Genomic DNA, 21189 nt, shown 5'->3' with positions numbered 1-21189 from the left:
GGGGTTAAATAATGGCAGTAAAAGTAATTGCTGAACAATGTATTGGCTGTACCGCCTGCGTGGGCACCTGCCCGTTCGGCGCTATCATCATGGAAGACGACAAAGCGGTCATCACCGAGGCGTGTACGGCCTGTGGCGCCTGTGTGGATGTTTGTCCGGTCGGGGCTATTATCCGCGAAGTGGAGGAAAAATCCGTAGCGATTGACAAAGGCCTGTATAAAGGCGTTTGGGTCTATATTGAACAAGTAAACGGCAGCATCCGCAATGTAAGCCACGAGCTGTTAGGGGAAGGTCGCAAGCTTGCCGACGCAATGGGGCAGGAACTGGCGGCCGTGCTGATTGGCCAGAATGTGTCAAACCTCACCAAAGAGATCTTCGCCAGCGGCGCCGATAAAATTTATGTCGTGGAAGGCCCTGAATTCAGGCACTATTCCACCGACGGCTACACTATTACCTTCACTGACCTGATTAATACCTACCGGCCTTCTGTTATCCTGATGGGTGCAACCAATGACGGCCGGGACCTCGGCCCCCGGGTCGCCTGTCGCGTAGGCACCGGCTTAACCGCCGACTGCACCAATTTAGATATTGATGAGGCAACCGGGCTGGTTGCCTGGACCCGGCCGGCTTTTGGCGGCAACATTATGGCGACCATTCTGTGCCCTGACCACCGGCCGCAGATGGGCACCATCCGTCCGAAAGTATTTAAGCGCCCTGATCAGGATTTCTCCCGCACCGGGGAGGTGATTCAGGTAGCCAGCAAAGTACAGCCCGGTGATATCCGGACAAAGCTTATCGAAGTGATTCAGGGCAGCACCGTTGCCTGCAATCTCGAAGAAGCCGAATTCATTGTTGCCGGCGGGCGGGGTATCTGCAAGCCGGAAAACTTTAAGCTGATTGAAGAGCTGGCAGCGGTTCTGGGCGGAGCCGTCGGTGCTTCCCGCGCAGCCGTTGACGCCGGCTGGATACCGGCTTTAAACCAGGTTGGCCAAACAGGCAAAACCGTCGGCCCTAAAGTATATATCGCCTGTGGCATCTCCGGTGCTATCCAGCACATAGCCGGCATGTCCTCTGCCGATATTGTTATCGCTATCAATAAAGATCCGGATGCCCCCATCTTTAAGATGGCCGACTATGGCATTGTCGGCGATGCCCTGGAAGTAATTCCGGCCCTGATTGCTGAATTTAAGAAAATCAAAGCCTCCGGCTAACATGCCGAATTTATAACAGGGAGTGTTGTTTATGGTACAAGACGTAAAATTTGCTGACATCAAGGTGGGCGACAAAGCCAGTATGGCTAAGACCGTAAGCGAATATGACGTGTATTCCTTTGCCGGTCTCAGTGGTGACTTTAACCCGGTACACATCAATGCCGAGTTTGCCAGAAATTCTATGTTTAAAGAGCGCATTGCCCACGGCATGCTGTCAGCCGCCTTTATCTCCGCCTTGCTTGGTACAGCCTTGCCTGGCGCCAACACAATTTACCTGGCTCAGGAGCTGGCCTTTAAGGCGCCGGTCAAAATCGGCGACACCGTGACCGCCACCGTCGAGGTTATTGAAAAAATTGATGCCAAAAACCGTCTGATCTTAAAAACCACAGTCACCAACCAGGAAGGAACTGTAGTTATCGACGGCAAAGCCACAGTAATGAAAAGAGACTAACGGGGGTAGTTTATGGACATTAGAAAAGTATTAATCATTGGCGCCGGTCAAATGGGCAGCGGTATTGCTCAGGTAATGGCCCAGGGCGGCCTTACTGTAATTATCAGAGACATTAATGAGGAGTTTGTGCAGAAAGGCATAAACTCGATTGCTAAAAACCTTACCCGGGCTGTTGACAAAGGCAAGCTGACTGCTGACGAAAAAACAGCTACTATGAATCGGATTACCGGTGCAGTGGAGCTGACTGCCGATATCTGCGCCGTTGATTTAGTTGTGGAAGCAGCGGTAGAGAAAATGGATATTAAAAGAGAGATCTTTCAACTGCTGGATAAATTGTGCCCGGCGGACACAATCCTGGCAACAAATACCTCTTCCCTGCCGGTCACGGCGGTTGCCGCCACGACCGGCAGGGCCGACAAGGTCATCGGTATGCACTTCTTCAATCCCGCGCCGGTCATGAAACTTGTGGAAATCATCAACGGTCTGGCAACCTCACAAGCCACCTTTGACAAGGTCGAGGCATTAGCCCGCCAATTAGGTAAAGAACCGGTCAAAGTTGAAGACTTCCCCGGCTTCATCGGCAACCGCATCATGATCCCCATGATAAACGAGGCTGTCTATGCCCTGATGGAAGGCGTAGCCAGTGCCGAAGACATTGATACCGTGGCCCGGCTCGGTTTTAACCATCCGATGGGGCCGCTGGCACTGTCTGATCTGATTGGCAACGATACCGTACTGTCGATTATGGAGGTCCTCTATGCCGGCTATGGTGACCCCAAATACCGTCCCTGCCCGCTGCTCAAGAAAATGGTCCAGGCCGGCTACCTTGGCCGCAAAAGCGGCAAAGGCTTCTTTGAATATTCCCGCTAAACATAATTAATGCTAATAAACTACCCCTGCGCCAGGCCGGCTATCTCCCGGCCTGATCTCCAGGGGTAGTTTTATTAGCGGCCAGCTCTTGGACTAACGCCGCCGGCTTAAACCATATTAGCAATATTCTCCACTTCATTAGCAGTAGCCGTCAGCTCCTGCATCGTTTTGCCAATTTGTTCGGTAGCCGAGGCCTGATGCTCGCTCAATTGCGCGGTACTGCCAATGACGTCAACCACCGCAATCGCTTCCTGCTCAATATTCTGCAGGATTTTTTTTATATCATTAACCGACTGGGAGCTATTAACCGCCATTTTGCGTATCTCTTCAGCAACCACCGCAAAACCGCGGCCCTGCTCCCCGGCCCGCGCGGCTTCAATGGCGGCGTTAAGCCCCAGCAGATTGGAATTTGCGGCAACATCACTCACAAATTTTAAAATTTCATCGGTCTTATTAATCTCCGTGATAACACGCTCGCTGCCGCCCTTCACCTTGACCAGCTCCTGGGCCAAACGGCTGGCCGAGGCAGCCAGTTCCTCGGTAGTTGCGGTTATTTCTTCAGTCATAGACGCAATCGTATGGGCCGCATTGTGTAAAGCCTCTTCGGTCATCAGACTGATTGCCATACCCACTACGCCGGCAAGGGTCCCGTCCTCCTCCACGACCGGCCGGACAATGGAGCGCAGCTTAACACCATACAGGTGCTCGGGAATTAATGTTTTTACGATCTCCCTGGTCGCAAGACAGTTTTTTACCGAGGTTCCCGGGGCCGGCTCCCCCACTTTTACATTGGCCTGAAATGTTTTGGCTTCCGTGTAATGAATAATAATTCCCTCGGCATTGGCCACCAATACGGAACAGTCAAACGCGTTCAGATCCCGGTACAGCTCGGCGGCGGCAATTGCGGCTGCCAATTTATTCATAATTAGGCGCCTCCCTTATTATCTTCTGAAATACCTGTATGCTTTATCTAGTTGTTTGTTCGTCTAGACAAGTCCCTATACAAAATACGTCATATTACTCCATTTTTCCTGCCTGATTTCAAAAATATTCGCAATTATCATTTATTTTTTTTTAAGCCGCCGGCAAAGATCTGCTAATCCGACCCACGGTCCCAGCTCCGAGGTATAAAATATAACCTTTTTATAAATAATTAACATATTCAGGAAGGATATTGCGGGTTTACCGAGAAATAAGTTATTTAAAAATAATATATATTAAATACAGAGGTGAGCCAATTGAAAATTTTAGTTGTCTATTATTCATTGTATGGTCATGTGCATCGTATGGCGGAAGCGGTTGCCAGCGGTATCCGCGAGGCTGGGGCCGAAGCCGTTTTACGCCGGGCTCCGGAAACATTAACCACTGAAATTCTGGAGAAAATGGGAGCTCTTGAAGCCCAAAAGACATTCAGCCATATTCCGGTTTGTACGCTTGATGAACTGGCAGAAGCTGACGCTATCATCTTTGGCACGCCAACCCGGTTTGGCAATATGTGCGGACAGATGCGCCAGTTTCTGGATGCCACCGGGCAGTTATGGCAGCAGGGCAAGCTGGTCGGCAAGGCGGGCAGTGTGTTTACCAGTACAGCCACTCAGCATGGCGGGCAGGAATCAACGATTCTTAGCATGCATATTACCCTTTTGCATCATGGCATGGTCATTGTTGGCTTGCCTTACACCTTTGCCGGGCAATCCAGCATTGATGAAATGACTGGCGGTTCCCCGTACGGAGCCACAACCATTGCCGGCGGCCGCGGTGAAAGACTGCCCAGTGCCAATGAACTCGCCGGGGCGGCATTTCAGGGAAAACATGTGGCAACCATTGCCCGGAAACTTAATAATAAATAATAAATCCACCGGATTTAACAAAAATAGAAGGCTCCCGTTCAACTGAAGTGCCCCCTGTCAAGTAGACCGAGCAAAAAAAGAAAAGCATGGTATTGAAAATGGATGCCCCAAGGCGTCCGTTTTCATTTTTACGGCACTATGCTGCAGCCAAGAGTAAAGCACGTAACTCCAGCGGTGCGAGGCCGCCCAGCTTTTCTTGGAAGCGTCTGTTGTTGTAAAAACGGATGTAGTCGTCAATCGCGTTTTTGAGGGTGTCATAGTCAAGGAATCTGTGAAGGTAATACATTTCGGCTTTCAAAGTGCCCCAAAACGCCTCCATTGGGCCGTTGTCAATGCAGCGCCCAACGCGGGACATGCTCTGTATCATACCCTGAGCGTCAAGTTTCGCCTTGAATACTCTGTTCGTATACTGGAATCCCCGGTTACTATGAAACAGAGGTTTTGCGTTTGGGTATTTTATGGCGGCTTCATCGAACGTTCAATGGCCTTCCCGTAGTCCTTATTGTTGGCTATGCAATAGCTGACAATCTCAATGCGTTCCTCTATTGTCGTCTTGCGGCTTTTTACCATGTAGATCGCACCCCCACTATTTGGCTGCTTGAAGTCTTCATGGTCATTATACCGCTTGATCCACTTCTGTAAAATAGCATCGCAACTAATATCGTATCGTCTACAAATATCCCTCAGAGAACCCTGCCCAGATTGATACGCCATTACCGCTTCTTTCTTAATTTCTGGTGCGTATTTGCGCCATCGCTCAGACGGAATTAAACCGTCAACTCCCCGTGTTTCATACAATCGTGTCCATTCTCTCAATCGGTATTTCTTAATCCCATATTTTTGCGCTATCTCACTCGGACCTATTTCCCCAGATAGATAGGCTCTGACCAATTCCACTTTCTTTTCTGATGGCAATTTCCCTTTATGGGGCATAAAATATGCTCCCCTTTCCATATACAGTGTTTTTTTATTTCCACTGTCTACTTTAAGGGGAGCATATCAAACAAGCGGGAGCCTTCTATTAAAGTTGTTTCTCACTGATGTAGCTAGCCGGCAGTTGCCAGCTCCAGCTTAGCCATGATTTCTCCGTAGATATCTTCCCAAACCACAATTTGTGTTTTGGCAAAGCCGTTAAATACCGTTGCTGAGGCGGATGTATAGGCCCCACAATTAGGCACAAGTATCAGATCCCCAATCTCCAGGGCCACAGTCAGCTTATCCCGGAACATAACATCCAGTGAATCACAGCTGGGCCCGGCAAAGGTAGCCTGGATACGCTTGCCGGTCTTAAAGGTCTCAAGCTCAAAGTCCCAGTGGTCAAAAATAACCCCTGAAAACGTACCATATAACCCATCATCAAGGAAATACCACTGTTGATTATTCCGCACCGTAGTGCCGATAACCTGGGTAATCAGATTGACGGCCGTACCGCAGATATGCCGGCCTGGTTCCGCCCAGATCTCAGTATCGGGAAAATATTGTTTAACCGCTTTGTAAATGCCGGCAGCCATAGCGGCTACATCCGGTTCCTCGGTTAACGTCGGAATGGGAAAACCGCCGCCGATATCAAGGATGCGCAGGTTTAGCCCCTGCTTGTTGGCAGCATCAAAAAGCCGGCGGCAGAGGCTAAGTGCTTCCAGGTAAGCCTCAGTGCCTGTTGATTGGCTGCCAACATGAAAGCACAGCCCGGCAACGTCCAGGCCGGCAGCCTGAGCCTTCAGCAGCAGCTCCAGGGCCTCCTCCGGGTGAGCCCCGAATTTTTTATTAAGATCGACCAGGGCCCGGGGATTATCCACCCGGATCCGCAATAACACGGTGCCGCCAGGTACAGCTGCCGCCATCTTGCTGATTTCGCTCTCGCTGTCAAAGGTAAACTTATTGACGCCAGTTTCACAGGCCACCTTCAGCCCGTTTACCGTTTTCACCGGATTGGCATATACCAGACGCTCGGCATCAATCCCTAAATGATGCAGCATTCGCATCTCGCCGTCAGAGGCGACATCAAAATAGCCGCCAAGCGAACTAAGTTTCCGGACAATGCGCTCATCCGGATTTGCTTTGACGGCGTAATATATCTTTACGCCAGGCATGTTTTCTGCCAGCAAATTATAATTACGTTCAATTTGTTCCAAAGATAGCACCAATAACGGAGTGCCGTAGCTATCAGCCAGTGCCTTGACAGCAGCCTGGGATAACCTGAAATATTTCACTTATCATCGCTCCTTTTAACAACAATATTTTCGCTAAAAGCACTCTATGATTGTAACATAACTGCCCCAAAGTGCAAGTAAATTTTTTTAAAAAACAAAACCCGCGTACCCCATTAGGATACGCGGGAAAATCACTTATTAATCCTGCAATAACTACGCAGTTTTACTGTGCTTTTGCAGCAGAATGCTGCGGGGACTGACACCACGATTGATTAGGCCGGCGGCATAGGTTTTGTATTCATCAATTTTTTCCATTACCCGCAAGGAAGGCTCCGGGTCACCGTAGATACACCACAAGCCCCGGCAACTTAAACATTCGTCTCCCTGCCCCATAAAACCCAGCACATCCTTGAGGGGAATTCCCAGCAGAAGCCCGATTTCGTGCGGGCAGCCCTGCTGATACCGCTGCTTAAGACAATTCATATTCTCCCATAAAGGACAGTCCGACCGATACCCAAATGCTGATAAAAACCGGCAGTGCTCTGTTTGCTGTAAACAGCCGGACAGGCTGTCAGGATGATAGAACAAAACGGTAAGACTGTTAACCGTCTCCCGTACAATCGCCCACTCAATATCTGATTGCCGAAAAAAGGTCGGCCCGAACTTACGCCAAAAAGTTAGCCGGTGAAATCTGCGGCTGTCAGCAAAGGTTAATAACGTTGCGGGCTTTTCCCCATAGATGGTTGGAGCCAGTTCCACAACCAGCCATTTAAAAAAATAAGTGGGATTATTTTGGTTTTCAAACTTTAATAAGGATTCTCCGGTTTGCCTGTATAGCACACGCCGCCTCCTTCCATTATCCCTTTTTACATAGTATGCTGCAAATAAGTGAAAGGCTTATGTAATGATTATCATTATCATTTGTATTTAGTATAACGCGTACCGGTTATATTGTCAATCGGCAGGGTGTGGATAACGAAGCGGTTTAAAAATGATATTGAGATTTTAAACATTCCGGATAAAATAGAGTTATAACACCAAGCTAACAATAAATTAATTGACGAAAGGCTGTGTTACAGCATGAAACCTGTGTCTCTCGCTTACGGAAAAGCCGGTCTCGAAATCATGGTTCCTGATCGGGCAGTCATTATTGAACCTAAGTCTTTAGCCGGATTAAGCAATGAAAAAGCCGCTGTGCAGAAAGCCCTTCGCCAACCGACAGCAACAGCGGCTCTCAAAGACCTGGTAACCCCCGCCGATACTGTGGCTATTGTCATTTCGGACATGACCCGCCCCACGCCCAATCATAAACTTGTCCCCTGGCTGCTGGAAGAACTCGCCCATGTCCCGCGGACAAATTTTGTCATCATTAACGGCCTTGGCAGCCATCGCGCCAATACCCAGGCAGAACTGCTGCAGATGCTGGGGCCGGAAGTTGTCAATACGGTCCGCATTATTAATCACAACGCCTTTGCGCCGGAAGAATTGGTACTGGCCGGAAAAAACAGCTACGGCTCTGATGTTTATTTGAACAAGACCTACGTGAATTGTACATTTAAGATCGTGACCGGTTTTATCGAACCGCATTTCTTTGCCGGCTTCTCCGGCGGCCCGAAGGGGATCTGTCCCGGCGTTGCCGGGATAGCAACAATCCAGGACTTTCATAATGCCCGGATGATTGGCAGTAAACACAGTACCTGGGGTATTATCGACGGCAATCCGGTCCAGGATGCCGCCACCCAAAACTGCCTGCTGACCAAGCCTGATTTCATGCTTAACGTAACCTTAAATGGCAAAAAAGAAATTACCGGCGTCTTTGCCGGTGAACTGATTGCCGCCCATCGGGCCGGCTGCGCCTTTGTAAAACAGCACGCCATGTACCCTGTGGATCACCCCTTTGATATTGTCATTACCACTAATTCCGGGTATCCACTTGATCAAAACCTGTATCAAACGGTCAAAGGCCTGAGTGCTGCTGCCCAGGTCGTTAAACAGGGCGGCGCTATTTTATCCTGTTCAGAGTGTTCGGATGGTGTACCCGATCATGGCAATTTCGCCAGGATTCTTAAAATGAGACCTACGCCCCCAGAGCTGCTGGCAATGATTAACAACCCTGAATTTCGGGTGTTTGATCAATGGCAGGTCCAAGCCCAGGCCATGATTCAGAGTAAAGCCGACTGCTATTTATATTCCAGCCTTGATCCCCAGACAGTACACGACGCCAAGCTTATTCCGGTAACCAGCCCCGGTGATGCCCTTACAGCCCTATTGCAAAAGAAGCCTGCTGCCAGCATTGCGGTACTCCCCTTGGGGCCGCTGACCATTCCCTATCTAAGTTAATTGGCGGCTACCGCTACGGTCCACCCCCCTGAACCGCAGCCGGGAAAATAAGGAAGCAGGCCCCCCGGCTGCGGCTGGACTCGCGATTCGCTTAAGACAAGATTGTTTAGGCACGTTTTTCCAGGGCCTGGATAAGAGTGCAAAACTTATTTACTAAATCAGGATCAAATTGCTTGCCGGCACAGCTAAGCAGTTCGGCCACTGCCGCTTCTTTACTCATGGCCCGGCGGTAAGGGCGGTCACTGGTCATTGCGTCAAAGGCATCGGCAATGGACAACATCCGGCAGGCAAGCGGAATAGCCTCACCGGCCAGCCCCAGTGGATAACCATGGCCGTCCCACCATTCATGATGCTTAAGTATCCAATCGGCAATCGGCACTAAATCCGGCGCCGCCATCGCTATACGATACCCAATCTCACAATGCTGACGCATGGTAACCCATTCTTCAGCCGTCAAACGGCCGGCCTTAAATAATATACTGTCCGGTATGCCGACTTTGCCAATATCATGAAAACGGGCGAACAGCCTAAGGTCGGCAATACTGGTTGCCGGCAGCGCAACCAGCCCGGCAAAGGCTTCTATCAGATCCTGCAGTCTGTCCCCGTGCCCCTCAGTGATATAATCACGGGCTTCCAGCGCCTTCATCAGCGCCTTAACAAGCGCACTGCGCGTACTGTTATGACGGTGGAGTTTTTCCCGGTACATGCTGTCATCGGCTTGTTTTAGTAGCGCATGTATGTCCAGGGGGGGCTGGGCGCATACAGCCAGTCCCATGGATAAGCTAATCGGCACTGTAGGGTTGTGGGAATTATAAACCTCAATCCGCTCACGGATCTGCTGGCTGCAGCTTACAATTCCCTTTACTGAATTGCTATGCAGGAGAATAGCAAATTCATCCCCCCCGATCCGGGCGATCAGATCGCCCGCTCTGCAGCAATTCGTCAATATGCCGGCGACCACCTGCAGAATTTGATCACCGGTCACATGCCCCAGCATGTCGTTGACCATCTTCAAACCATCGACATCGCACATGATGATCCCGGCCGCACCATCATCCAGGAGCTGAATCCGTTTGATTTGTTCCTCAAAAAATGCCTTATTATATACCTTTGTTAACGCATCCTGCAGGCTTAGAAACTCCAGCTGCGCTTCCATACGCTTGCGCTCGGTAATAGTGCGGTTAATTGCCAGCACTTCGTCGTCACTGCTGCTGACAATCCGCACCTCATAATGCTCAACCTTACCATGAACAGTAAGCTGATACTCAAAGCTCTGAATATCGCCGCCGGCCAGGACCAATTCCGCGCTCTGCAGTATTTTCGCAGCAATCTCCGCCGGAAATATTTCAAACACCGTTTTGCCAATAAACCGGTTAGACGGCATAAATAATTGTTCTTTACCTGCTTTATAATCAACAACTGTACCATCGTGTTTAAGCAGGAACAGGGGATCGGGAATAGCATTGATTAGGGCCTGATTACTGGCGGAAGAAGCCCGCAGCGCTTCTTCCGCCAGCCTGCGCTCCTGCAATTCCTGCTTGTAGGAGCTGACAAGGGTAGCATTATCCAGGGCAATGGCCGCAAGATCACCAAAGCGCTGCAACAAAGCGACCTCATGCTCCGCCAGGCATCGCCCCTGTTCCGAGAATGCGAGCCCAAAGGCGCCAATTACTTTTAGCCCTCGCCGGAGCGGAATAATAATAAAATAGTGAGTGTTATCCAAAACCGGATGGCGTAAGCGGTGTTCCCAGGTAGTATAGTCTCTGGCAATTGCCAGCTTCCCGGTACGGTAGACCCTGCCCAGCAGCCCTTCGGTTACCTTGATTCGCCTGGTTGCCGCCTCAGCAAAAGAGCCCACGGCAACTTTGCGGTCAAAAACACCCGCTTTTTCATCTACCAGCGATATAAAACCATCATGGGTACCAATCAGTTGGGTCGCACTCTCGACAATCATTGCCAGCACATCGTCCAGGTCAATTTTATGCATCAGGCCTACAGCAATATCATTCAATGAAGTTAAAATCACATTTTGCCGGCTAATTATTATTTCTTTTGCGGCCAACTCATCAAACCGGCAGCTTAACTCTGCCTGTGATGCCAGTAATTCTTCATAGGCTGCGGTAAGCTCTTTATGCAAAACACTGGATTTTTTTTCCGTTGCCTGCACCGTTTCCAGCATGACAGCTTCGGAAATATCACGTATAGTACTAAACACAGCATGGCCCTCCGGTAATTGAACTAGCTGAGAATTAACCTCAACAGGAAATCTCGCACCATTACGCCGCATATGGAATGTTCGGAATACAATACCCTGCTGCCGGGCGGCTTCCCTTTGCTCACAGATCAAAAAAATTGTATCAGGAGACCGCAATTCGTAAATATTCATCATCTGGAGCTCATGTATAGAATAACCATAGGCGTTGGCAGCTGCCTGATTGGCTTCCATAATTTTTCCATGTATACTGACAACCAAAATAATATGCCGTGACTGCTTAATTAAACTTCTGTATAATACAACATCCTTACTGTCGAGCATATTCACACTATCCTCTGTTGGCATCATTCCGGTATCCTCCAACGTTTCTCCCGGCCTCAGTATTGGGGCTTATGTTACACTGTTTTAAAAAAAACACCGCTTCTGCCGGCGGTCTGAGCTTTGGCTGTGGCCCTCAGCTTGTTAACTTCGTGTAAAAGCCTTTCCAACTCAACATAAAGCACCGAGACATCACCGGCGGTTTCATCTTTTTCCCACTCCCGGATTTGCTGTAATTTTTTTTCGATCTTATCAGTAAGATCATTTTCCTGTTGATTTGCACTATACCTACTCCCCATCACCGCTCTCCTTTAATAATAGATTGTCTCCCCATATCATAAAGGTACCCTTTTCTGTTCTGCGCAAAGTTACATTGAACCACTATTAATATAACAGGCTTTATCTATAAAAATCATGACAAAAAATAGCTTTTGGCCATTTTCTTGGTCTGTTATAAAAATTAGCTTCGCCCCGCACCCGGCCGCCGGGTGCCGCCGCTACCCCTGGTTAGTGATATTCAGCCGGTAGCCGACGCCCCGTACAGTGCTGATCATGATCGCCCGGGACAAAACCGCGACTTTTTTTCTCAGTTGTTTAACCAATGCATCCGCACTATTCGGCACAGCTTCACCAGGACCCCATATATGGCTGAGAATAGTCTCCCTGGCCACGGCTCTTTCCCGGTGCTTAAGCAACAGTTCTAACAGCTGGCCTTCCTTTTTGGATAAGCGGATGCAGCCGGCGGCAAACGACAGTACTCGTACCTTGGGAACATAGGAAAGCCCATTATACTCATAATTGCCTGTCCAGCTCCCGGAAACCCGTCGTGTTAAGGCGTTTAGCCGGGCCAGCAGTTCAATAAAGGAAAACGGTTTTACCAGAAAATCATCAGCCCCGCATTCCAGGGCTGTTAACCGGTTCTGAACCGTGTTCCGGTGAATAAGCAGCAAAATCGGCGCTTTTACACCTTGCTGTCGTAGAATTTTAAGAACAGATACTCCTTCCTCCAGGCCAAGAATAATGGCATCATAATGATCATATGACAGAAAGCTGCTTGCTTGTTCACTATCCTCACTCCAATCAACTTCAATTCCATTGGTCGTCAACCCATTGTTTATCATGCGTGCAGTGAGCGGTTCATCTTCAACCAACAAAATTCGCATGGCTTCTTTTTCCTTCAACATTCAATCTTCCCAGCGAAGTACGAACCCGCTTCCTCTTTCATTCTCAATGCTGCAGCAAAAACGGAAAGGTTCGAGGCGCCGTCGCAATTGAGCGACTAACGGGTCAACAGCAGCAAGTGACACCGATTTCTCTTTCCAAATGGCCACCGCCAGGTGTTCCCGCGAAACCGGCTGCCCCTTACAACGCAATAGGATTTCGAATAAAGTTGCTTCCTTTTTTGACAGATGAACCACTTGCTCTCCGGCAACAAGCGTCCTTTCGCCATAGCGATATTCTATTGTAGCGGACTTGGTAATAACGGCCTCATCAATAGAGTGGGTACGACGTATCAGGTTTTGAATTCTGGCCAACAGTTCAGGAAATACACAGGGCTTGGCAATATAATCATCAGCACCGCAGTTCAGGCCGGTAACACAATCATCTACGGTGTCGCGGGAAGTCAACATAATAATAGGCACGTAGTTTCGCTGCCGCCGTAATAAACTGCATATTTCGATACCGTCGCAGCCTGGTAGTATCCAATCAAGCAGCAGCAGATCAAATTTATGACTGCTGCACATTATTATTGCTTCATAACCGTCCTTAACCCACTCAACCTCCCAGCCGGCTTTTGTCAGCTGCAAGACCAACATCTCGCCGGTAAAGGGATCATCCTCTGCCATCAGAATACGCATCCGTTAGACACCTTCTTTACATATATCACCATACTCATTATAAATTACGCAATCTTATAAAATCATGAAAGTCTGCTGTTTTTCACTGTTCTTTATAGATTTTTTCTATTAGATAGTGGTATTCTGCCACTACAGCCTGCAATTTGCCGCTATACTTCCCCTCTGCTGCCTGCAGACTTTTTTCCAAAACAATCGCCGCCTGCTGCAAACGCGGGGCCGCAAAACTGCCGGCCGCCCCTTTGAGAATATGAACCAGGCGTTTTCCCTCACGCCACTGACCAGCCCCGATTGCTGCGGTCAACTCAGTCAGCAGCGGTCCTATTACACTTGGAAAGCGCTGGATACATTCCTGAAAGGTAGCCCGGTCGTTACCTACATACGCAAGCAGTGTAGCTGCGTCAAAAACAATATCTGCCGGTATCTCAGCGGCCAGCGGGCATGCCGTTGTATCTGTCAGCAGTTCATACAGCTGTAATGCCGTAAAGGGTTTCACCAAATAATCATTCATACCGGCCTTAAGGCACCGCTCCCGTTCATCAGCCAGCGCCCCTGCCGTCAGTGCCACAATAAAAACATCCTTGTTATTCGCTGTTTCCGGCGATCCGCGCAGCAGCCGGACGGTCTCATACCCATCCAGGCCCGGCATTTGTATGTCCATCAGGACGACATCATATTTCTTATTTTTCAATTTGCTCAAAGCGTCCCGTCCATCCACGGCAACATCAGCATCTGCGCCCATTTGCGCTAATAATTGCGCAACAATTCTGCGGTTCATCTCATTATCATCCACTAATAAAACCCGTAAACCCTTAACCACAGCCTCAGCCAGCGACCAGCCTGCCGTACTGTCCTTAATCAGGCTGCCGGGCTTTAACGGCAGAGAAAACGAAAAGGTAGACCCCTGCCCCATATGACTGTTAAAAGATAATTTCCCGCCCATCTTTTCGACCAGCAGTTTGACAATAGATAAGCCCAGCCCGATGCCGCCGTAATGTTTGGCCGCAGCAGCATCAATCTGATAAAAGCGTTCAAAAATCAGCTCCTGGTTTTCCGGCAATATCCCCGGTCCCGTATCTGATACAGAAAATGCCAGCAAAGGCGAGCCGCCCGCTTGACCGGCAGCCTGAGTAACCCGCAGCACCACCTGGCCGGAAACAGTAAATTTAACGGCATTATCCAGCAGATTTGTTAAAACCTGTCTGATTCGGACACTGTCACCCACTACCCAGGCCGGCAAAATGGGATCGATAGAGGTTTCTAGTATCAAACCCTTGGCCTGGGCTTTGGCTTTGATCAGGAGTGAAGTAGACCGTATTAAGTCGGCCAGGGAGAATACTTTTTCCTCAATCCGGATTACATCAGCTTCTAAGCGAACAAAATCAAGAACATCGTCCAGGATTGTTACCATCGATTTGGCGCTGGCCTGGATGTCCCGCACCTGCTCGGCAATTGCGGCCGGCAAAGACTTGGCCAGCAGCAACTCCGAGCTGATCAATATTCCCGTCATCGGTGTCCGCACCTCATGGCTCAGATTCGCCAAAAATTCTGTTTTTGCCCGGGCTGCTGCTTCGGCCGAGTTCCTGGCAGCCTGCAGCTCCGCCTCCCGGTTCCGGTTCCACAAGGCCGCGGCCAGGATTTTACCCAATTGTTCCGCAACTTCAAGCTCTGCCTCCGTATAGCCCTGGACCGAATTAGCGAGCATAATATGGCCCAGTAAGGCTTCCTTACATATTGCCGGCACAATCAGGTAATTTTTTAAGGGGAGCGCGGCACCGAACACCTCTTTTAACAGCGGCCGGGCCCCCGGGTTATTCGTATAAAAAGCAGCAGTCCCGGTCTCCTCCCGCAGCGGGCGGAGAGCGTCCCCGGCCGGGTCATCAACTAAAGCAATACAGCCCTGGGTACTGCCTGTTAACAATTTTGCCTGGGCCAGCACCAGCTGATATAGTTCACCGCTTGTAATATCGGGATTAATAATTGCCGTCGCTAACGCGGCCAGAGCCCCCTTATTTTTAACGCGCTGGGCTAACCGGGCCTTAGACTCAGCCTGCACCGGCTGACCCGGCTTCCACTCCGGTTCACCCTCCGCAAGCTTGCGGACAACCCCAACTATAACCGGCTTCATGCCTATCTTTTCACTATAAAGATTCACTTGGGCCGGAAACAGCCTATGGTTCTTACAACGGTGAAGGCTGCTGAAGGTAATCCCGCCTCTGGCAGCCATACCGAGCCGCGCAGCCATGATTTCCTGCTGCTGTTCAGCCTGCAATGCAGCAATATTCATAGTTACCAACTCTGCGCGCGAGTAACCATAGCTATATTCGGCCGCAGGATTAGCCTCCATAATCCTGCCGTCTTCAGGGTCAATCAGCAACAGGCTATCCTGGCTGTGGACAAAAAATAGCCGCCACTTACGTAACTCTTCCTGAGCAGCCTGCCTGGCCGCAGCCTCAGCTGCCAGCAGCGTGCTAAGCCGTTGCAGCTCCCCCGCCCTTTGAGCCTGTCCGGCTTCATTGTCAATAACGCAGGCCTGGCTGCCGCCGGCGGCACCTGCCGACATAGCCTGGCTCATGGGGCTTATGTCCTGTAACAGCTTTTTTTTATCCTCATGGAGCACCTTACCAGCCAGTAAGCCGATTGCTGCCAATAACTCCATCATTGCCGGATTAAAATGGTCAGCATGTACATCAACCGCCTGAATTAGACCAAGCACCGCCGTATGATAAACAATAGGTACAAAAACACCACTGCAATAGCCGGCTTTAGCGCAGGCACCCTTGTACATTTTTCGCTCAGCCTTGGATAAAGTCTTGGCAAAAACGGCAGCATCATGAATCACCACAGAGCCGGCAGGACTCGCCAGCGCCTGCTCGCAAGGCAATAATCCGTTCCTGACAAGCCGCGAGCAGATGCACTCTTCCCGTATATGAAGCCGGTTTTCCGCCGTCACGAACTCGCAGCGGTAACCACTATAGGCCTGATACGGTAAATACCCGCTGCCCTGCAGCACCCGGATACCGGCAGCGTTGCACTGACAGGCCTGGCGGATGAGTTCGACCAGTTTATCTAAGAATTCTTGTGTAGATTCGGCGATACTAAGAATATGCAGCAAAGACCGCGTGACCTGAAGCTGGTCATATAAGCTGCCAATCGCCAAGTCAGACTTACAACTCTTTTTTAATTCCCGGAGTTTATCGTCCACGCAAGTAGTCACCCTTCTTCCTATTGTCTCATTAACTTCCCTGCCATTTATCCCCTTAAATGTTAATACATTACGGTTTTCGCTATTTTTAATTAAACATTTTTCGACAATACCCTCTATCACGCTGCCAAAATCATAGGAATCGCTGATTTAGACCGGTTTCGCCCCTGACAAGGATGAGTAATAGCCGCTTGAATTAAAATGGCTTTCAGGAATTATTTACCTGAAAGCCATTCTCGACCGTTTCAGAGCGCAACTTAGTTATCATTAGAAAAACTTGGCTTATGCCAAGTCGTTTAAGACGACGGCAGATGCCGCCGGTGCCCTTTAGGGTATAGATTCTGCTTATCCCTTAGATTATGGCCTTGAATTTTATAAATTCTGCTGGGTTAGAAAAAAGGAGCGTGACGGTCATTTCCGCCAGCGCTCCTGGTTGCCTAATTGGCCGCTAACTGTCAGCCTGATCCCGGACCGCCCTGGCTTCATGCCAGGCATTCCGCGCCAGGTTTGTTACCCGTGGTTCGAGCTTAGCGGCCGGACTGCCGACAACCTTAGACAAATATAATAACGCTTTGTCGGTCTGACCGGTACGCCGGGCCAATTCACCAATTAAATAGGTAACTGCCGCTTCACTCAGCGTACCTATGGGTAAGCGCTCCCGCATCAGGGCCTGCTCATAGTATTCACCGGCTTTGGCCAGAGCGTTTTGTTCGTCCTCCTGCTCTTCCCCCTCACGATATACCCAGCTGAGTTTCAGGTATAATTCCGCCAGCCTGCTGGCCGGGGCAGAAATAAGGTCGGCAAAGAAAATCGCCAGCTTGTACGTGGCAATGGCCTGGGTATGTGTGCGCTCGCCCTCAAAGTTAACCTTGACATCCCGCCCGGCCAAAAAGGCGGCAATCTTATCCCTGGCGGCAGAAGACGCCACGTCGAAGCAGGTGTCTTCCGCTGCATAGCCGCAGTGGGAACACACCCAAATTGTGTAATAATAAGGTTTGACCTCCTGAAAATAGGCGCAAAAATCAGTATCCTGCTTTATCATAACCTGCCGGCCGCGCAACCGGGTAACAGTAAAATTGTTCTCACATATCGGACATGTTTTTTCTACCGAGTAGGTTGGCTCTGCCATCTTATCGCCTCCATATATACCTTACCATACCAGGTCTTAGGTCTCAAGAAATATTTAGCAAATCCTGCTGAATCGTCCACATTTGCAAGAATACCCCTCTGTTAGCCAGTAATTCAGCCCAGGTGCCCTGTTCGGCAATCCGGCCATTTTCTAATACCAGGATCTCATCCATCGCTGCCAGGCCTGTCAGCCGGTGTGTAATAAGAATCACCGACCGGTTACTGGACACCTGCAGGATATTCTCCATAACCGCCGCTTCCGCACAGGCATCAAGCCCGGCCGTGGGCTCATCCAGCAGCCATATTGGCGCCGCTTTTAATAAGGCCCGGGCCAGCGCAATACGCTGGCGCTCTCCCCCCGATAAAGCCAGTCCATTTTGACCTGTCCTGGTTTCCAGCCCCTGCGGCAGCCGGGCCAGGAACTCCTCCAGTTGAGCGCCGATCAGGGCATTTTTCAGCTCTGTCTCTGTCGCCGCCGGTTTGGCCAATAGAATATTATCCCTGATTGTGGCATTAAAAAGATAGGTATCCTGACTAACTACACTTAACGCCTGCCGCACACTGGCCGGGTCATAGTCCCTGATATCAACCCCGTTTAACAGTAATTGCCCGCTGTTATGATCCCAGAACCGTAAAATAATCCCGGCCAGCGTACTTTTCCCCGCCCCGCTTGCCCCGACAATCGCCAGGCGTTTTGCGGCCGGCAGGCTAAACGTTATATCCGCCAATACCGGTGCTGCCGCAGCGTGATAGGTAAAAGTCAGGCTGCGGGCGACCAGCGCAGCTGACCCTGGCTCTACCTCTTTAGTGCCCGCATGGCCGGCAGCAGGCGTCAGGCCGCTGATGGCCTGAAGCCGCCGCAGAGCCGCCTGACACTCGCGCCAATAATAAATGACAGCCGGCAGCGGCAGCACCGCTTCAAAGCTGGCCTGCACAGTCAGAGCCACCACGGCCAGATAAATCCCCCCCAGACTGCCGCTGCTGACCAGCGGCACAGCCAGAGCCACAACCGCGATAATCGCCAGCTGCATTGCCATTGTGCCCAGGGCGTCTGCCAGGGCGATTATCTGTCCCCCTTGTTTCTGACTGGCCATATACTCCCGGTTTAAAGCCGTTACTTTGGCGGTTTGCAGTTCAGCCCGGCCTAAGGCGGCCAACTCGGTTAGGCCCTCAATACTATCAGTAAGCGCACCGTTCAGAGCCGCCCTGGCCCTAATCGCCTGTCGTCCGGTCCGCTGGGCAAGACGAGCGATCAGGGCTGGCAGGAGGCCGCCTGCCGCCAGAAAAGCTCCCGCCACAGGCCACACCAGCGCCGGAGCCATCGCCCCCAGCAGCAGCAGGGTTGCCGTTGCCGTAAGTACCGCAATCAGCGCCGGCAAAGCCGCCCGTAAATAAAAATATTGCAGAGTCTCCACATCGGCAACAAGGCGGCTAAAAACATCGCCTTTAGTAAAAGTTTGCAACCCGGCCGGGGCCAGCGGTTCCAGCCGGGTATACAGCCAGACCCTGATATCGGCCAGCAGCCGGAAGGTAACACTATGGCTCATATATCGTTCCAGATAACGGCAGCCGGCCCGGGCCAGGCCAAAAAACCGCACCCCCACAATCGCTACCGATAACGTCGCCAGCGGCGGCTGCAGAGCAGCTGCTGAAATCAGCCAGGCCGAAGCCGCCATGAGGCCGATACCGGCATAAACAGTCAAACTGCCCAGTATGCAGGCAACAGCCGCCAGCCCCAGCGTGCGGCGGCTGCCCAGTAACAGCTTAAACATGCTGTCCCTCCCCGGCCTGAGCCGCCAGCAGCCGGCTGTACACACCCTGGCGCTTTATCAATTCAGCCGGCGGGCCAATCTCAGCCAGCCGGCCCTCGGCCAGCACCAGAATTTGATCGGCTTGCCGCACGGTCGACAAACGGTGGGCGATAATAATTGCCGTCCGGCCCTGGAGCAGCCGGGCCAGGGTATTGTCCAGCCTTGCCTGGGCACTAACATCCAGACCCCGGGCCGCCTCATCCAGAATAAGCAGGGGGGCATCCTGCAGAAAGGCCCGGGCGATTGACAGCCGCTGGCATTCACCGCCACTCAAGCCCCGGCCCCCGGCCCCCACCAGCGTATCATAGCCGTTAGGGAGACGGCTGATAAACTCGTGGGCTCCGGCTGCCTTTCCTGCCTGCATAACAGCCGCCATTGGCGCATCAGGCCTGGCCAGCCGGATGTTGTCCGCCACCGTCCCCTGGAATAAGTGCGGCCGCTGGGGAACATAAGCAACATGGCGTAGCCACTCAGAGGAACGCAGCGTCGCGAGATCCTGTCCATTAACAAGAATGCTGCCGGCCGCAGGCGTTATAAAGCCCAGCAGCAGGGCGGCCACCGTGCTTTTGCCGGCGCCGCTCGGGCCAACAATAGCCAAATGCCGCCCGGCTGCCAGGGTAAAGGAGATACCCCTTAAGGCCGGCCGGCTCCCCGCCTGGTAAGCCGCATGTACCCTGTTAAAGGCCAGCGAAACCTGCTGGGGAGACAGCAGCCGTTCAGTCCCGGGAACCCGTTCCCCGCCCGTCAGGGACAGCAAGCGGACAATATCAGCCGCCGCCGTTTTCCCGGCCATGCCGGCGTGAAACTGGCTGCCCAGCAGCCGCAGGGGCAAATAATATTCCGGTGCCAGCAGCAGCAGGAAAAAAGCCTGCATAAAAGCGACCTCCCCGTACAGCAGCCTGAGTCCCAGGGCTACCGCCACCAAGGCCGTACTGATCGTAGCTAAGAGCTCCAGCGCCAGGGCCGACAAAAACGCGACCCGGAGCACATCCATAGTGGCATCCCGGAACTCCCGGCTGATTCTGGTAATAATGGCAATCTGCTCACGGCTCCTGCCAAATAGTTTCAGGGTTGTCAACCCGGCCAGCACATCCAGAAAGTGTGCACTCAACTTATTTAAAGTCTCCCATTGCCGGTGATTCATCCGCTCAGCCGCTTTGCCGATGAGGACCATAAATACCGGTATCAGGGGCGCCGTCACCAGCATGATGGCGGCCGTAGCCCTGTCAAGCGGCCACACCACCGCCAGAATCAATACCGGTATACAACAGGCTTTACATAATTGCGGCAAATATTTGGCGAAATAGGCTTCCAGATTTTCTATTCCTTCGCTCATGACAGTAAGCAGCTCGCCGGCCGGCTGATTGGCAAGAGCCACCGGCCCCAGACTGAACAAATGGCGTGTCAGGCGTTCCCTGAGGTCTGTTTTTACCCTTGCTGCCAGCTCGAATGCCAGCACCCCTTCCAAATATGTCAGAAGGGCCCGCACACAGGCCAAACCGGCGAGCAGCCATAAGCTGCCCGCAACCGCGGCTAACTCCTGTCCGCCCAGGAAAACCATATCGATTACCCCCGCTAAGTAATAGGCCTGACCAATCGCTAACAGGCCATTGCTTATCCCTAAGCCGGCAACCCTAACCAACAGCCCGCGCTGCTGCCAAGCCTGTTTGCCCAAATATCTGTCAATCAGCTTCCTTCACCTGCCTATAAAGAGAAAACCGCCGATAAAAGGCGGTTTAATTATGAACCTGCATAAATATATACTACAACTACCGGCCCGATTC

Annotated in this window: 17 protein-coding genes and 1 pseudogene; 5 read left to right on the top strand and 13 right to left on the bottom strand. The window is 51.3% G+C overall.

The features are described 5' to 3' along the window. Window positions 1-11 precede the first annotated feature (11 nt). The 3 genes from SPTER_RS23180 to SPTER_RS23170 are packed head-to-tail and all read left to right on the top strand — an operon-like array spanning window position 12 to window position 2532. Window positions 12-1211, top strand: a complete 1200-nt coding sequence (locus SPTER_RS23180; RefSeq protein WP_144352551.1) for an electron transfer flavoprotein subunit alpha — start codon at window positions 12-14, stop codon at window positions 1209-1211. A 31-nt stretch (window positions 1212-1242) separates the two neighbouring features. Beyond that, window positions 1243-1662 (top strand): MaoC family dehydratase, encoded by a 420-nt coding sequence (locus SPTER_RS23175; RefSeq protein ID WP_144352550.1) that lies wholly within the window; start codon window positions 1243-1245, stop codon window positions 1660-1662. Window positions 1663-1674: 12 nt separating this feature from the next. Then, on the top strand, window positions 1675-2532 hold the full coding sequence (locus SPTER_RS23170) for a 3-hydroxybutyryl-CoA dehydrogenase (protein WP_144352549.1): 858 nt from the start codon (window positions 1675-1677) through the stop codon (window positions 2530-2532). A 107-nt stretch (window positions 2533-2639) separates the two neighbouring features. Here SPTER_RS23170 and SPTER_RS23165 read toward each other — a convergent pair whose 3' ends face one another. Continuing rightward, the gene (locus SPTER_RS23165) at window positions 2640-3455 is read right to left on the bottom strand and encodes a methyl-accepting chemotaxis protein (RefSeq protein ID WP_144352548.1); all 816 of its coding nucleotides are present in this window, start codon (window positions 3453-3455) and stop codon (window positions 2640-2642) included. Between the two features lie 315 nt (window positions 3456-3770). Here SPTER_RS23165 and wrbA point away from each other — a divergent pair, with 315 nt between their 5' ends. Next, complete coding sequence (wrbA, locus tag SPTER_RS23160) at window positions 3771-4382, top strand: NAD(P)H:quinone oxidoreductase (RefSeq protein ID WP_144352547.1); 612 nt, start codon at window positions 3771-3773, stop codon at window positions 4380-4382. 136 nt (window positions 4383-4518) lie between these two features. Here wrbA and SPTER_RS26015 read toward each other — a convergent pair. The 4 genes and pseudogenes from SPTER_RS26015 to SPTER_RS23140 all read right to left on the bottom strand — a co-directional run. After that, a pseudogene (locus SPTER_RS26015) lies at window positions 4519-4827 on the bottom strand (transposase); the annotation flags it as partial. A gap of 11 nt (window positions 4828-4838) precedes the next feature. After that, window positions 4839-5315, bottom strand: a complete 477-nt coding sequence (locus tag SPTER_RS23150) for a helix-turn-helix domain-containing protein (protein ID WP_170233379.1) — start codon at window positions 5313-5315, stop codon at window positions 4839-4841. A gap of 113 nt (window positions 5316-5428) precedes the next feature. Further along, complete coding sequence (locus SPTER_RS23145; protein WP_144352544.1) at window positions 5429-6592, bottom strand: type III PLP-dependent enzyme; 1164 nt, start codon at window positions 6590-6592, stop codon at window positions 5429-5431. Between the two features lie 153 nt (window positions 6593-6745). Next, window positions 6746-7372, bottom strand: a complete 627-nt coding sequence (locus SPTER_RS23140; RefSeq protein WP_144352543.1) for a DUF3793 family protein — start codon at window positions 7370-7372, stop codon at window positions 6746-6748. 240 nt (window positions 7373-7612) lie between these two features. On the opposite strand from SPTER_RS23140, the gene larA reads away from it, so the two are divergent. After that, window positions 7613-8872, top strand: a complete 1260-nt coding sequence (larA, locus tag SPTER_RS23135) for a nickel-dependent lactate racemase (protein ID WP_144352542.1) — start codon at window positions 7613-7615, stop codon at window positions 8870-8872. 106 nt (window positions 8873-8978) lie between these two features. Here larA and SPTER_RS23130 read toward each other — a convergent pair whose 3' ends face one another. The 8 genes from SPTER_RS23130 to cydD all read right to left on the bottom strand — a co-directional run bounded on the left by SPTER_RS23130 (window position 8979) and on the right by cydD (window position 21080). Continuing rightward, window positions 8979-11435 (bottom strand): diguanylate cyclase, encoded by a 2457-nt coding sequence (locus SPTER_RS23130; protein ID WP_144352541.1) that lies wholly within the window; start codon window positions 11433-11435, stop codon window positions 8979-8981. Between the two features lie 47 nt (window positions 11436-11482). Then, entirely contained in the window at window positions 11483-11704 is a 222-nt protein-coding gene (locus tag SPTER_RS23125; RefSeq protein ID WP_144352540.1) for a hypothetical protein, read from the bottom strand. 198 nt (window positions 11705-11902) lie between these two features. After that, a complete protein-coding gene (locus SPTER_RS23120) occupies window positions 11903-12589 on the bottom strand; it encodes a response regulator transcription factor (protein ID WP_144352539.1) in 687 nt (228 codons plus the stop codon). Beyond that, window positions 12590-13264 carry a response regulator transcription factor gene (locus SPTER_RS23115; protein ID WP_144352538.1) on the bottom strand — a complete coding sequence of 225 codons (675 nt, stop codon included), beginning with the start codon at window positions 13262-13264 and terminating at the stop codon, window positions 12590-12592. Between the two features lie 82 nt (window positions 13265-13346). Beyond that, window positions 13347-16589, bottom strand: a complete 3243-nt coding sequence (locus SPTER_RS23110; protein ID WP_170233378.1) for an ATP-binding protein — start codon at window positions 16587-16589, stop codon at window positions 13347-13349. A gap of 325 nt (window positions 16590-16914) precedes the next feature. Beyond that, entirely contained in the window at window positions 16915-17595 is a 681-nt protein-coding gene (locus tag SPTER_RS23105; protein WP_144352536.1) for a DUF2225 domain-containing protein, read from the bottom strand. 43 nt (window positions 17596-17638) lie between these two features. Then, the gene (gene cydC / locus SPTER_RS23100) at window positions 17639-19366 is read right to left on the bottom strand and encodes a thiol reductant ABC exporter subunit CydC (protein ID WP_144352535.1); all 1728 of its coding nucleotides are present in this window, start codon (window positions 19364-19366) and stop codon (window positions 17639-17641) included. Further along, window positions 19359-21080, bottom strand: a complete 1722-nt coding sequence (cydD, locus tag SPTER_RS23095; RefSeq protein WP_246105408.1) for a thiol reductant ABC exporter subunit CydD — start codon at window positions 21078-21080, stop codon at window positions 19359-19361. The genes cydC and cydD overlap by 8 nt, the downstream gene beginning before the upstream one ends. Window positions 21081-21189 lie beyond the last annotated feature (109 nt).

It is taken from the genome of Sporomusa termitida (assembly GCF_007641255.1).
In the GTDB taxonomy this organism is placed as follows: Bacteria; Bacillota; Negativicutes; order Sporomusales; family Sporomusaceae; genus Sporomusa; species Sporomusa termitida.
Note: the sequence above shows the minus strand (reverse complement) of the source record. Positions and strands in the feature narration are given on the sequence as shown.

Bases quoted from the DNA above. Each gene is read 5' to 3' on its own strand.
- SPTER_RS23180 (WP_144352551.1), top strand. From the start codon at position 12: ATGGCAGTAAAAGTAATTGCTGAACAATGTATTGGCTGTACCGCCTGC.
- SPTER_RS23175 (WP_144352550.1), top strand. From the start codon at position 1,243: ATGGTACAAGACGTAAAATTTGCTGACATCAAGGTGGGCGACAAAGCC.
- SPTER_RS23170 (WP_144352549.1), top strand. From the start codon at position 1,675: ATGGACATTAGAAAAGTATTAATCATTGGCGCCGGTCAAATGGGCAGC.
- SPTER_RS23165 (WP_144352548.1), bottom strand. From the start codon at position 3,455: ATGAATAAATTGGCAGCCGCAATTGCCGCCGCCGAGCTGTACCGGGAT.
- SPTER_RS23150 (WP_170233379.1), bottom strand. From the start codon at position 5,315: ATGCCCCATAAAGGGAAATTGCCATCAGAAAAGAAAGTGGAATTGGTC.
- larA (WP_144352542.1), top strand. From the start codon at position 7,613: ATGAAACCTGTGTCTCTCGCTTACGGAAAAGCCGGTCTCGAAATCATG.
- SPTER_RS23130 (WP_144352541.1), bottom strand. From the start codon at position 11,435: ATGATGCCAACAGAGGATAGTGTGAATATGCTCGACAGTAAGGATGTT.
- SPTER_RS23125 (WP_144352540.1), bottom strand. From the start codon at position 11,704: ATGGGGAGTAGGTATAGTGCAAATCAACAGGAAAATGATCTTACTGAT.
- SPTER_RS23120 (WP_144352539.1), bottom strand. From the start codon at position 12,589: ATGTTGAAGGAAAAAGAAGCCATGCGAATTTTGTTGGTTGAAGATGAA.
- SPTER_RS23115 (WP_144352538.1), bottom strand. From the start codon at position 13,264: ATGCGTATTCTGATGGCAGAGGATGATCCCTTTACCGGCGAGATGTTG.
- SPTER_RS23105 (WP_144352536.1), bottom strand. From the start codon at position 17,595: ATGGCAGAGCCAACCTACTCGGTAGAAAAAACATGTCCGATATGTGAG.
- cydC (WP_144352535.1), bottom strand. From the start codon at position 19,366: ATGTTTAAGCTGTTACTGGGCAGCCGCCGCACGCTGGGGCTGGCGGCT.